The following is a 13,673-nucleotide window of genomic DNA, read 5'->3' on the forward strand; positions in this document are numbered from 1 at the left end:
GCGGTTGTTAACTCGGCTCGCCCCATCTACTGCGCGGCTGTACGCTGTCCTTACAGAGCGCCCTCATGAACGGGTTCATAACCCCATGCACGTGCGGCTTCTCCCGTTTCTTCCCATATTCCAGCGGCTTCTTCATCGGTGATGACTGTCTTCCAACCGTCATTTCCCAGGCCAGGATTTCGTTCTGGATTGAGGGCCTTGCTTGCAGCGATCGGAAGGTCTCTCACGACTTCCAGTTCGGGAAGCCCAAGCAGTTCTGCGCAAGGACGGACAACTACTTCCGGTTTGCCAACGACGTCTTCATAGCGAACGCTGACCCGCGGCATGGGCGAGTCGTGCCATAGCCTGTGAAAGTCACTCCAGTGTCCGCCAATATAGTCACCTCGGGCCGTCTTCATCACGTCCTTCGTGACGAGCAGCTTTCTGCGAGAGGCGACGGCCCGAACTGGGTGCCGAACCATGCAGACGAAAGCCTCGCCTTCGACTGGGTCTTCCGGCGGCATTTCGTGGGTCTTCACGAGGAAGGTTTCACTCATGGCAGCGAGTTCGCGGCGCAAGTCCGGCTTCTCATTTAGCAGATCGAGCGCACCATGCTGAAGCGCGAGCCGCGGCGGCTGGCCCTCATCCTGATACTTGATGAAATCAGAGAAATATTCGGCGTTCAGCCGCTCTGGCCATGGCGCCTTGCTCGGATAACCATCGGCTGTGATCACTCTGTAATTGAGATAGATCAGGTTGCGGACGAAGGCATTTCCGCAGCGTGGCCAGGTGGCAATATAGACGATCATTTAGGCAGCCTCTCAGATTTATCGCAATTCGACCGAGTCTGATAACCATGGCCGCATTCTAAGGTTGGTTTGTAAAGCTGATCGCCTGATACTCAAGTGGCGAATTTGCGATCCTGAATGCCGTGTAAAGCCAAGATACGCCTCGTTAATCGGACCTGCATGCCGGCTTTTCGCCAGTTCAGCCTCGAGCCTTGCTCCCAAGCTGAACTCTAGAGCTTGTACTGTGGCAGAGAGGCAAAAGTGGTCTTCAGCGCTTCGCCCCAATTGTCGGAAATGAGCGAATAATACGGGTCGTCTTCCTCGATCCTGGTCTGCTTCAGGATGTCGAGGCTGTCTGTCTCGTAAAGCAGGAGATCAAGCGGAAGGCCCACGGAGAGGTTCGCTTTCAACGTCGAGTCGAAAGACACCATGAGAAGCTTTACGGCCTCGGCAAAGGACATGGCCGGGTCATGGGCGCGCACAAGGATCGGGCGGCCATATTTGGTTTCGCCGATCTGGAAGAAAGGCGTTTCCTTGCTGGCTTCGACGAAATTACCTTCCGGGTAGATCATGAAGAGGCGCGGCTCGCTGCCGGCGATCTGGCCGCCCAAGATCAGCGTTGCCCGGAATGGGGACTCCGCGTCCGGCCCCGCAGCTGGCGCGCTTTCCTTGATCACATCGCGAAGCGTCTTGCCGACAAGGCGCGCGGCCTGGAACATCGAAGGCACTTCGAGGATGGAAGGGTTTCGCTCCTCGGGCGCCTTGGTGCGCTCTTCCAGCATGCTCACTACAGCCTGCGTGGTCGCGAGATTGCCCGCCGTCATAAGAACAAAAGTACGCTCTCCCGGTACGTTCCAGGTGAACATCTTGCGATACTTCGAAATGTTGTCGACGCCCGCGTTGGTGCGGGTGTCGGACATGAAGACAAGCCCCTTATCGAGGCATAGACCCACGCAGTATGTCATAATTACTTATTGCTGCTGCTGTTGTTGCTGCTGCACCTGAACCGATACTTCTAACCCCTGCCGAGCACTTCCGAAACTCAGCCCCGAAACTGGTGCGGCATCGTGATAATCCAGCCCCGTCGCCACGGCGACATACCGCGCGTCCGGCGAAATGGCGTTGGAGACATCGAATCCGACCCAGCCAAGGCCTTCAGCATACGCTTCTGCCCAGGCATGGGAAGCATTCTGTTGCACACGGTCATCCATCATGAGGTAGCCACTGACATAGCGGGCCGGAAATCCGAGATATCGCGCGCAGGTGACGAATATTTGCGTATGGTCCTGGCAAACACCGCGGCCGGACGCGGCAGCCTCTTCGGCAGTCGTGGCCACACCTGTCGCGCCAGCTTCATAGATGACCGTGTCCGCGATCACGCCCATTAGCGCGTGGAGGCGCGCCACATCGTCCTCAAAGCCTGTCCCTACCCGATCGCAGATCGCCTGGATGGCGCTGCCGGGCCGGGTAAGATCTGTCTTACGACGATAAAGCCAGAGCGGGGTCCAGCCGCCATGCTGCCCCACGATACCGTTCTGATCTTGCGTGAGGACAGTGCCTTCCGCACGGATGGCAAGTTCCCTGGTACCTTCCTCTAGCCCGATAAGAAGCGTGTGATTGTTGAACTGGTCAATGAAATGGACCTGCTCGAACCCGCCCTCAAACGTCACATTCCAGTCCTCGACGCTCTGACCGCGCCTCGTCTTCGGAACAAGCCGTATTTGCTGCAGACCGTAAATGGCAGGCTCAGCAAACTGGTAGTGTGTGAGATGGGCGATCTTGAGGCGCAAGGCTCTTCCTTATGCGTAAAAGCGGTAGTCTTTTTCGATCTGCAGACCGAGTGCGTTATTGGACTGAAGGATCGACTGAATGAATTCGTGCAGACCGCCGTCAAAAATAGTCTCAACATCAGTACTCGTCAGTCGGCGTAAGGTTGCTTCGCACATTTCCCGGCTTGGAAGGGTCTCGCCGTATTCTTCTTCGAGGTAGCCCAGATTACGCGAAAGGTTTGTGTAGCAAAAGGCAATGGAGCGCGGCAGGCGCTGATCAAGAATGAGAAACTCTGCAATCGCCCTCGGCCCGCTTTCCTTGTTGAGCCAGGCAAAGCTGCGCTCTGCTGCAGCTGAACGAAGGATCGCTTCCCACTGAAAGTTGTCGATCGTTGAGCCGACCATCGAGACCGATGGCAATAGCACGAAGTATTTCACGTCCAGAATGCGCGCGACATTATCGGCCCGCTCCGCAAAGGTACCGATACCACAGAAATTGAAGATGTCGTTGCGAAGCATCGTGCCTTGCAGAGCGCCGCGCACTTGCGCACTCTGTTGGCGAATAAGCTCCAGCACTTTGGGAAGGTCTGCGTCCGAGACAGGCCGCTCGAGCGCCTCCTTCAGTCTCATCCACGTATCATTGACCGCTTCCCAGACTTCTCGCGTCAAGGCAACACGCACCATACGAGCGTTATTGCGCGCAGACTCCACAACTGACATGACGCTCGATGGATTTGACCGGTCGCGAAGGATATAATCGATCACGTCAGCGCGCTTTACATGGTCATGCTTTTCAAGAAACAGCTCCTTCACATTGGCGGTGGAGAGCACAGACTCCCATTCTGCATCATCTGCCATAGAACGGGTCATCGTCATGCGAGAGCCGGCCTCGATGAGACGCGCATTGTTGGCGCTGCGCTCGAGGTAGCGGCACATCCAGAACAGGCCACCCGCTGTCTTGCCAAGCATCATGATTCAAGCACCCACGTATCCTTGGTGCCGCCGCCCTGACTGGAATTAACGACGAGCGAGCCCTTCTTCAGCGCAACGCGCGTGAGGCCGCCGGGCGTTATGTCGATGCCGTTTGGCGAAACGAGCACGAACGGGCGAAGGTCGACATGGCGCGGGGCAAGGCCCTTATTCGTAAAAATAGGCACAGTCGAAAGCGCGAGGGTCGGCTGAGCAATGTAGCCATCCGGCTTGGCTTCCAGCTTCGCGCGGAAATCAGCGATCTCCTTCCGGCTGGCTGCGGGGCCAACAAGCATGCCGTAACCGCCAGAGCCGTGCACTTCCTTCACGACCAATTCCGATAGATTGTCGAGAACATAGGCGAGCGAGTCCGGCTCTGAACATCGCCATGTCGGCACGTTGGGAAGCTTCGCCTTCTCACCCGTATAGAATTCGACGATGTCCGGCATGTAGGAATAGATCGCCTTGTCATCCGAGATGCCCGTGCCCGGCGCATTGGCGATGGTGATCCCCCCTGCCCGGTAAACGTCCAGAATGCCCGGCACACCGAGCATGGATTCTGGATTGAAGTTCAGCGGATCGAGAAAGGCGTCGTCCACACGCCGATACAGAACATCGACCGGTGTGTAGCCTTGCGTCGTACGCATAGCGACACGGCCGTTTACGACGCGAAGATCATGTCCCTCAACCAGCTCGGCGCCCATCTCATCAGCCAGGAAGGCATGTTCAAAATAGGCGGAGTTGTGGATACCGGGCGTCAGAACAGCGATCACCGGCTTGCCGTCACAAGCTGGTGGCGCACAGGCAGCCAGTGAGCGGCGCAAGCGTTTTGGATAGGTTGAAACGGGGCAGACGCGGTTCTGGATGAACAGCTCAGGAAACATTTCGAACATCGTCTCGCGGTTTTCGAGCATGTACGAGACACCCGATGGCGTGCGGGCATTATCCTCCAGAACGAAAAACTCATCCTCGCCCGTACGGACGATGTCAGTGCCAACGATATGAGTGTAGATGCTGCCGGGCGGCTCCACGCCGATCATCTTAGGCAGGTACGCTTCATTATTGCTGATCATATGCGCGGGAATACGCCCCGCCTTCAGGATCTCCTGCCGATGATAGATATCATGCAGGAAGGCGTTCAGCGCGCGAACCCGTTGCTCGATACCTTCGGACAGCTTCTTCCATTCGCGGTTTGAAAGAACATGCGGGACAATATCGAACGGGATAAGACGCTCATTGGCCTCTTCGCGCCCATACACATTGAACGTAATACCCGTACGCCGGAACGCCTGCTCGGCTTCTTCGGCTTTCCTACGGAGGCGGGCATTCTGCTCACCTTCGAACCACTTATGATAGGACTTGTACGGTTCACGAGGCTCATCGCCTGTTCCGAACATCTCATCGAAGGGCAAGTTGTCTTTCGACATGCGTCTCGCTTCTACCTTTCCACAGTTCTCTATCACACCTAGCTGCCGCAAAATTCGGAGGCAATGGCACACGGGCTGACAAGACCGACTTAGATTGCGAGTGATACAAAACCAGTCACGAATCCAAGCCTTTAAGCTTCAAAGCTGAAAACCACGATCCTCCACCGGGAGGGCGTTCAGCGGGCACAACTGTGATTGGAAAGCAACACTGATCCCTACCACCTGCAAACACGAATGCAACCGTTAACCGCATTTCACGTTTCGGTCTGCATGAGACAGATGCAACACACCAATCCGATCGCGCCGGTTGAGGGGCCGGAAGAGAACCCACCCCTTGAGGTCGCGCTGCTGACTTGGGAGTATCCGCCCATTCCAACGGCGAAAGGCCGCGTTGCCTGCGAAGTCGCGCACGGTCTTGCACGTCACGGCGTAAACGTCCGTGTTTTCACGATGGACCGCGACGATGTCGTCCGCACCGATCATGAGCGCATTGAGGTCATTGGTTGCGCCGGCCGCATCACGGGCCTTCGCCGCCTGATGCGCAAGATCCCGGGCCTAGAGTTCGCGGCAACCGCCGCGGCCTTCCGCGAATGCGTACATGAAGAGCATGAGCGCCGCCCATTCGATCTGATCGAGGCATCGAATTGGGGCGCACCCGCCGCCATGCTGATGGATTGCGGCCTGCCGATCGTAATACGCAATTCCGCGCCGCACGGAATTGATGAGGCGAATGCCAGTACACTGGGTCAACGTATCTCCAACCGTATTGTCAGCGGCATGGAAGCGCGTTGTAACCATAGCGCCGATGCCATCATCTCCAACAGCCGCAGCCACGCGAACGCGATCCGCGACTGGTATGACATCACGCCGGGCCTGATTCACATGGTCACGCCGCTTTCAGTTGACCCTGTGATCCGGAAGGCCGGTATCTCTGCCCAGTTCCCTCCTGCCCACGCCCGGCTTCGCCTCGCCTATATGGGCGACGATAGCGAACGTAAGGGCTTCGACGAAATGCTCCTAGCCTTCCAGAAGGTCAGTGAGCAGCTCCGTGATCAGGGTGAGCCCCTGCCCGAGCTTCATCTGATGGGCTTGGAAAGCGGTGCCCTCGATGCCCGTGCCTCACAGCTTGGCGTGTCGACAAGCCTGCTCGAACAAGTATTCGACTATGGCCGCGTTACCGATGAGTCGATGACGCACATTCTGGCACGCTGCCAGGCCGTGCTCGCGCCATCGCGCTATCAGTCTTTCGGATCGGTGTATCACGAGGCCGCTGCATTCGGCCGCCCGCTCATCGCTTGCGCCGAAGATCCAGCGGCCGTCGAGCATATCCATCGCTACGGTTGCGGCCGATTGGCAGAAGCCTGCACGCCGGACGCGATCGCTGAAACCGTACTCGACCTCTTTAACGACCGCCACGCCATGCTCGAAATGCGCAAGGCTGGTCTCGAAGCGGCCAAATCCTGGACGCGCGAAGAACTCGGCGCCCGCACACTTCAGATATATCGCCGCGCCATGCGTCTGGAAGCGATCGACATCCCTGGCAGCCAGCTGGGCCGAGGCTATCAAGGCGCACTAGAGAAAATCCGCGTTTAAGTTCAACCGCATAGCAATTGTTGCCCCGCGTCCCATCCGGTCGCGGGGCTTTTTCTTGTCACACGCATAGATCCGTCCGTCTCAGAATTGGCATGGGAATTGCTCAAATCGATCCGAACCAGGCGAGCATTATTGCATATCAGTGCGAATCGCCCAGTTGCGCCAGAACGAGTAGACTGTAGAAGTTAATACGTATTGGCTGTTGAGAGGGATCGACGAATGAAACATTTTCTTTCCTGGCTCGCTGTGGCCTTCTCGATCGCAGCCACAGGTTGCGGCGGCAACCAGCCCGCCGCGGTATCTGGCCAGATGCTACCTGCCCCCGACCGGACAGTCGCGGCTGAGGTCGGTGAACTTGAGATTGCGCCTGGTGATAGCGTCCAAGTGAAGGTTTTTGGCGTAAACCAACTTAATGGTACTTACGAAGTCGACCATCGCGGACTCATCAAGATGCCTCTCATTGGGGAGGTGGACGCCCTCGGCAATACGGCACTCCAACTTGCAGCGGTGCTCGAGGAGAAGCTTGAGGATAACTACCTTCAAGATGCGGACGTAACTGTAACCCTGCAACAAAGCCGGATGGAACGGATCACTGTTGATGGCTCCATCAACAATCCTGGAATGATACAGGTCACCGGTGAATTGGGTCTCTTGCAGGCGGTGGCGATGGCTGGCGGCCCCACAGAGGGGGCCAACCCGAAGAATGTGATCGTGTTCCGCCAAGTGGGCGGCGAGCAGGTTGCTGCGAGCTACGACCTCACAGCTATTCGCAATGGGGAAGCAGAGAACCCACGCGTATTTGGAAATGACATAATCGTGGTCGATGGCTCGGAAACGCGTCGGGCTCGCAACGAACTCCTGCGAACTATTCCGCTCCTCAGCTTCTTCCTCATACTTTAGCCAGGACTGCCGGTGTCGAATTATGAATTACGACAGGTTTGAAAATCTCCCGAAACGACAATCGAGAAACGGGACTATCGGCATGCCGGGAGCCCCCTTTCAGGAGCGCTTCGAAGCTATAGACCGCGATGCCAATGGGTCTGGCGGCGGTGAAGATGCGATCAATGTCTGGGATTTGCTGCAGGTATTTCTGCGTCGCAAATGGATGATCCTTGCGATCACACTTCTTGGCGTCTCGATCGCCACAATCATGACTTTGCGTGTAACGCCGATGTACCGCGCAACCGCAACTGTCGAGGTTCAGCGTCAGGAGACCCAAATCATTGAAGGCGCCTCTGTGGATCCCGCCGTGGTCGCCGACGGTCAGTATATGGAAACCCAGTATGCTCTGCTGCGCAGCAGGTCATTGGCTGAGCGCGTCGCGGAAGTCCTGAATTTGCCATCTGATCAGCGCTATGCCGACCAATCCCTGCCACGCAATGAACGTCTGCAACAAGCCGCATCGAAGGTGGTAAATGGCGTTAGAGTAAATCCAGAGGGGCGCAGCCGCGTAATCAACGTTCAGTTCGTCAGCCCCTACCCAGGCGAGGCAGCTCGAATTGCAAACGCCTTGGTCGAGAACTTTATTCAGACGAACCTTGAGAGAAAATACAACACGACGGCCTATGCGCGCCAATTTGTTGAGGATCGACTGGAGACAACAAAAGAAGCGCTTGAGCAATCAGAGAGACGCCTAGTCGAATATGCCTCCAGCCAGAACATTCTTGAATTGGACTCTGAAAGCGGCGGGTCGCTCGACGCTACATCGATTGTCTCACTCAATTCAGAACTCGCTGCCGCAGAAAGCCAGCGCATTGCAGCAGAACAGCGTTTCCGTGAAGCGCAGAACAACCCAACGACCCGCGCCATGCTGGAAAGCGAAGACCTCCGTCGCCTTCGCACGCGACGCTCAGAGCTCAATGCCGAGTACCAGGAAAAGCTCGGCACGTTCAAACCTGGCTATCCAGAAATGGAGCAACTGCAAGCGCGCATGGAATCCCTCGACGCAGAGATAGAAGTCGAGCGGGCGGCGATCGTCGACGCCCTGGAAGCTGAGTATCGAGCCGCGCAGGCACGCGAAGCGTCATTGAGCGAACGTGTGGACGAACTTCGCGGCGAACTCCAGGATCTACGCGATCGACGCATTGACTACACGATTATACAACGTGAAGTGGATACGAACCGCACGCAATACGAGGCGCTGCTCCAGCGGATGAAAGAAATTTCAATCGCGAGCGGCGTTGGATCTAGCCAGGTTTCCGTAATCGATCAGGCCCAGGTGCCTGCCTATCCTTTCGAACCTAATCTACGCCGCACGCTGCTTATCGCTTTTGTGCTCAGCCTCGCTGGTGGGATGGGTCTGGCCTTCGCGCTGAACTATATAGATGACACCATCAAGACACCGGATGACGTCAAGAACAAGCTTGGCCTGGCCGCCGTAGGCGTGGTTCCGAAAGTGAAGAACAACAAGGACATTGTCTCAAGCGAACTGTCTGATCCTAAATCTGCTATTTCCGAGGCATTCTTTTCTGCCCGCACAGCCCTTCAATTCACGACGTCTAGCGGCGCTCCTCGAAGCCTGTTGATGACCTCGACGCGCCCCAGCGAGGGCAAGACGAGCTCGACGGTCGCACTCGCAATGGCATTTGCCAAAATTGGTCAGCGTGTGCTCATCATCGACGCAGACATGCGCAAACCTTCGTTCGTGGCCGACTCAGGCGTCTCGATCGGCCTTTCCGGTATGTTGACCCGAGAGTCGGAGCTCGAGAACAATATCGTAGCGTCGCGTCACGAAGGTCTCTGGTTGCTTCCAGCTGGCGTCATTCCGCCAAACCCTGCCGAGTTACTCTCGAACCCGCGCCTGAAGTCTATCATCGAAGAAGCCGAGCAGATGTTCGACCTTGTACTGGTCGACTCGCCCCCCGTACTCAGTTTCACGGATGCTCCCCTACTTGGCTCTATTTGCGAAGGTACTGTCGTAATTATTCAGTCCGGCGCCATCCGCACACCTCAAGTGGTCAGAACAATCGGACGCCTCATGGAAAGCCGCACGAATGTTCTGGGTGTAATTCTCACTAAGTTTGATGCGAAGAAGGTCGGCTACAACTCCGATTATTACTATTACCACTACGGCAAGGGCGCCTACGCTTACGATCAAAAGCAGCTGTCGGCCAAAGAAAGCCAGCAGCGCAAGATCCACCTTTTTTCAGCTCCGGAAAATCCGACCGATTATCGCGACGCAGGCTAGTTATGCGCTGGCTAGCGACTGTTATCTGCTGGCTAATCCTGATCTGGCTAGCCACCGGAATGCTCAACAGGCTGACTGAGGATGTGGGCTCTCACGGGCCCTCTTCAGATCCCAGGGTGGTGGACTCCAATGCCAATTCCATCAACCACAGTGCTCCGGCCAGCAAAGAGTCGGGCCAGACGATCAAACGGCATTTCCTTGCAGCCCCTCTTTCGAGCGGCCCGTTCGTAGAGTTGCTCAGCTCCACTTACTCAGGCGCGCAGGCGCGCACGCCCGGCAGACGCCGCGTTGCAGAACACTTGCTCAAAATCACTCCCAGGAGCACCTTTGCGAGGATCTCGCTCGCAGAAATCGATTTTCTGTCTGGGGACTATGCTGGTGCAACCCACCAAATATCGTATGCCCTCGCGCTAGGCGGCTCCAATTCCAGCGCGTTGCTCGACGCGTTGGTCGAGATGGCGAAAAATCCGGAAACCAGACCGTTTGTCGCAGATCTGATCGAGAGCAGACCCAGGTGGTCCTCGACGCTCCTTATGCGGCTCGCCCCTACATCGGCGCACAAAGCCTACCTGTGGGAGTGGGCAGAGGGTGATAAGCGCGGCGAAGCAGCAGTCGTGAGCGCTTTGCTCCGGCAAAACCGTATCGACCTCGCATATGACGCGTTTCTGACGTTTCTCACCCCGGAGTCGAGAGCCGCAATGACAGCACCCTTCGATGCACACTTTGAAGGGTTACCCGGCGCGGGACCGTTTACTTGGGATGTCGATGCTAGAGCCGCCAGCTTCGAGCCCAATGGGGGGCTTGCCGTCAGTTCCTATGGACAAACCCGGAAGTCCATCGCACGCCAGGTGACCAAGCTTCCATCAGGTCTGGCGCAGGCCAAAATCATGATGTCAGGCGATGTCTCTGAGGGCGGCAACAGTTTCGAATGGGCGATTTATTGCTACAGATCAAGAACTCCGTTTTGGACCTTGCCGGCGACAGAGCTGTCGACTGAGCCAGTAATCATTCAGGAAGACATCTCAGTTCCGGACGCTGACTGCGAATTCCAGAGGGTTGAGCTCGCAGGCCTGCCCGGCGATTTCCCGAGGACCGGACGCGCCCTCATTCAGACACTTGAAATCAGTCGGCTAGAAAGATCGTCTACTCAATGACTGTTCGATCAATTCTACGTAAAGCTCGACGGCTCGCTCTACCGGTATGCCTGTCTGTCGTTCTGTGCCTCGGTGGTTCGTCTCGCCCTGAATTGTCGCCGCGGATGTTGTTATCTCTGCTTTCGATACTCATGGCTGCTGCGTTGCTCCCGTTTGCTCTGCGGCAAAGCAAGACGCCACATGCACGGCTTTTGCTCTTGCTTATCTTTGTCTGGTCAGTCTGGAGCGTTCTTCAACTGGTGCCACTACCCGAATGGATTTGGGGCAAGCTTGGTGACCGTGCGGTCGTTCAAGAAGGAATTGCGATTGTCGGACTTCAAGCTGATCAGTTCATGCCGATCTCACTTGCGCCAGAAGCTGGAAGAATTTCCCTTTCCGGGGCTGTCCCGTTTCTGGCGGTTTTCTGCCTCGTTCTCGTACTCGGCCGACGAACTGCATCAGTGTTGAATTGGACCATTCCTGCGATGGGTGCGGCAACGGCATTTTTAGGTTTCGCTCAAATTTTCACTAATAATGATGAACGGCTCTACTTCTACGAAATCACTAATCCAAATTCGCCAGTGGGGTTCTTTGCGAACGCCAACCATCAGGCGTGTTTTCTGGCGCTGTGCCTACCTTTCGCTGCGGCCCTCCTACGAGATATCAAGCGCAGCTGGCAGTCACGCGATCTCGACGTCGCAAAGGCAATCAGCGTTCTAGCAATAGCGCTACCAATCTTCCTCTGCCTGCTCGCTGCCGGTTCGGTGGCTGGATATCTTCTACTCCTGCCAGCGCTCGCCGGGAGCTTCATGATATATAATGGAGCAACTTCACTTAGTCCGACCAAGCTCAAATACTCGCTGTTCACAGGCGCCGGTATCATGGCGGCGGGCGTGCTAATATTTTCCAGCCCTGTTCTGGGCGGCCTTGGTCTCATGTCCCTAAGCGGCTCCGAAATGTCTCGCCCGCATATCTGGAGCGTGACATTCGAGATTATACGAGACCACTGGTTATTCGGCACGGGCCTTGGCTCATTTGAAGATGTATTCAGGATGTATGAAGATCCCGATCAGGTAACCCGCACATACGCGAACAACGCGCACAATGATTTGCTCCAGTTCGTGCAGGAGACAGGCCTAATTGGCGCGCTGCTAATCGGGGCCGGTTTGCGGCTGTACTGGGGGCTGGTCAAAAAGGCCTGGAAACATGAAAGCGACGAAACGAGGCACACCAGCCGAGCCGCGACTGTCGCCTTGTTCGTCGTGATGCTCCACAGCCTCGTCGATTATCCACTGCGCACGCCAGCCATCGCCTGTGTCGCAGCTGCCTGTCTTGCACTGCTGATACAGGAAAAGACCCTGCGCAGGGATCGCCGGAAGCAAAAGGTGGAGGCTACCGAAGACGAGCGGAGTCTCGTGATCTAACCCGCGTGCCAGAAGCCCTACTCGTTTCCGCTTGAGCGCGTCACCCGGCGACTGCCTCCTACACACTTGGGGATGCCCACCGACGGGATCCATTGAATAAACGCGCCGTAGCGAACGAGCGCTAAATCCCAATCAATCGCTAATGACATCGATCAAGCAAAGGAGTTACAGGCTTTGCTAGCTGGCTCCACGCTATTTTGCGCCGTGGCCCGTTAACATCACCCGCAAGGTCTGGATGCCGATAAACAAATCGGTCCACATCGAGAAATGCTTCACATAGTAAAAGTCGAATTCGAGCTTGCGGCGCACGTCTTCAACGCTGGTGACATGGCCCTGATTGACCTGCGCCCAGCCCGTGATGCCCGGGCGAACGATATGGCGGTATCGATAGAAAGGGATTTCCTTCTCATACCAGTTCGACAGACTGAGTGTTTCAGGGCGCGGCCCAATCCAGCTCATCTCCCCAATAAAAATGTTCCAGAGCTGCGGCAGCTCATCAATTCTGGTCTTGCGAATGAACCGTCCTGGCGGGGTAATGCGGTGATCATTGCTTTGCGTCATGTCGAGATCGCGCGCATTGCCGGCATCTTCCTTCTGCACCGTCATCGAGCGAAATTTGAACATCGTGAAGGTCTTGCCGCGATATCCCATTCTCTTTTGGCGGAATATAACCGGACCTGGCGTGTCCAGTTTGATCCAAAGCGCGATCAGGACAAGAAACGGGAACAGCAAGATAAGTGCGACTGCAGCCGTCGCCGCGTCAATGTATCTTTTCGCTGGCGCGTAAATCGAGTCCGGCGCCAAATGTCCGAAAGAGTTCTCGGAAAGGTGGTCCACTCGAACACGGCCTTCCAGGGATTCAACAATCTGCTTTGTATTGTAGATCACGCGCCCAGCGATGGCTTCCTCGGCGAGGTAGCGCTCCCACTCCGGACTAAGTTTCGGGTCCTGAAGATTGACGACGAGTGGCAGGTGTCTCTGACGGGACGCGGCCTCTGGTGTTGCGAAATTTATCCAGCTAACCCCCGGGAGCGAGGCGAGGTCTTTCACTTTCTCGGACGATACAAGGCCTAACGTTGCTTCCCTGAAACGGGCGACATAGTAGGACAAGGCGATAAACCAGCCCGTCGTCAGGACAAAGCTCGCAAGAAACTGCGAGCGGCTATACTCTAGCCTTAGAACAAAAAAGATCGCGATGATGATGCCGTACGACGACAGAAATGCTGGGGTGATGCTGGTAAACGCGTTGGAACCAGGCAGCGCAGTCACTTTTCTGAAAACCATGTAGCCGATCAAGACAGCGCAAAGCGTTCCGAAAAGCGAATTGTCATAGCTGGCAATCTGATCGGGCAAGCGCTCAAATTTCCCTCTCAGAATAACGGGCGCCACAACTCCCAGAAGTAT

General features: G+C 56.2%; 11 protein-coding genes. 5 read left to right on the forward strand and 6 right to left on the reverse strand.

Features of this window, described 5'->3' with window-relative positions:
- Positions 1-50: 50 nt before the first annotated feature.
- From O4G74_RS07475 to O4G74_RS07495, 5 genes are all read right to left on the reverse strand, one after another.
- A complete protein-coding gene (locus O4G74_RS07475) occupies positions 51-788 on the reverse strand; it encodes a sulfotransferase (RefSeq protein ID WP_269402011.1) in 738 nt (245 codons plus the stop codon).
- Between the two features lie 209 nt (positions 789-997).
- Positions 998-1,732 (reverse strand): proteasome-type protease, encoded by a 735-nt coding sequence (locus O4G74_RS07480; protein ID WP_269402012.1) that lies wholly within the window; start codon positions 1,730-1,732, stop codon positions 998-1,000.
- Between the two features lie 6 nt (positions 1,733-1,738).
- Entirely contained in the window at positions 1,739-2,557 is an 819-nt protein-coding gene (locus O4G74_RS07485) for a transglutaminase family protein (RefSeq protein ID WP_269402013.1), read from the reverse strand.
- Between the two features lie 9 nt (positions 2,558-2,566).
- Positions 2,567-3,505 carry an alpha-E domain-containing protein gene (locus O4G74_RS07490; protein ID WP_419715375.1) on the reverse strand — a complete coding sequence of 313 codons (939 nt, stop codon included), beginning with the start codon at positions 3,503-3,505 and terminating at the stop codon, positions 2,567-2,569.
- Positions 3,505-4,932, reverse strand: a complete 1,428-nt coding sequence (locus O4G74_RS07495) for a circularly permuted type 2 ATP-grasp protein (protein WP_269402015.1) — start codon at positions 4,930-4,932, stop codon at positions 3,505-3,507. Before O4G74_RS07495 ends, O4G74_RS07490 begins: the two co-directional genes overlap by 1 nt.
- A 270-nt stretch (positions 4,933-5,202) precedes the next feature.
- Here O4G74_RS07495 and O4G74_RS07500 point away from each other — a divergent pair, with 270 nt between their 5' ends.
- From O4G74_RS07500 to O4G74_RS07520, 5 genes are all read left to right on the forward strand, one after another.
- Complete coding sequence (locus tag O4G74_RS07500; RefSeq protein ID WP_269402016.1) at positions 5,203-6,525, forward strand: glycosyltransferase family 4 protein; 1,323 nt, start codon at positions 5,203-5,205, stop codon at positions 6,523-6,525.
- Between the two features lie 219 nt (positions 6,526-6,744).
- Positions 6,745-7,425 carry a polysaccharide biosynthesis/export family protein gene (locus tag O4G74_RS07505; protein WP_269402017.1) on the forward strand — a complete coding sequence of 227 codons (681 nt, stop codon included), beginning with the start codon at positions 6,745-6,747 and terminating at the stop codon, positions 7,423-7,425.
- An 82-nt stretch (positions 7,426-7,507) separates the two neighbouring features.
- On the forward strand, positions 7,508-9,712 hold the full coding sequence (locus O4G74_RS07510; protein ID WP_269402018.1) for a GumC family protein: 2,205 nt from the start codon (positions 7,508-7,510) through the stop codon (positions 9,710-9,712).
- A 59-nt stretch (positions 9,713-9,771) separates the two neighbouring features.
- Positions 9,772-10,866 (forward strand): hypothetical protein, encoded by a 1,095-nt coding sequence (locus O4G74_RS07515; RefSeq protein ID WP_269402019.1) that lies wholly within the window; start codon positions 9,772-9,774, stop codon positions 10,864-10,866.
- Between the two features lie 131 nt (positions 10,867-10,997).
- On the forward strand, positions 10,998-12,269 hold the full coding sequence (locus tag O4G74_RS07520) for an O-antigen ligase family protein (RefSeq protein ID WP_269402020.1): 1,272 nt from the start codon (positions 10,998-11,000) through the stop codon (positions 12,267-12,269).
- Positions 12,270-12,461: 192 nt separating this feature from the next.
- Here O4G74_RS07520 and O4G74_RS07525 read toward each other — a convergent pair whose 3' ends face one another.
- On the reverse strand, positions 12,462-13,622 hold the full coding sequence (locus O4G74_RS07525) for a sugar transferase (RefSeq protein WP_269402021.1): 1,161 nt from the start codon (positions 13,620-13,622) through the stop codon (positions 12,462-12,464).
- Positions 13,623-13,673: the final 51 nt, after the last annotated feature.

It is taken from the genome of Henriciella marina (assembly GCF_027213945.1).
Taxonomy (GTDB): Bacteria; Pseudomonadota; Alphaproteobacteria; order Caulobacterales; family Hyphomonadaceae; genus Henriciella; species Henriciella marina_A.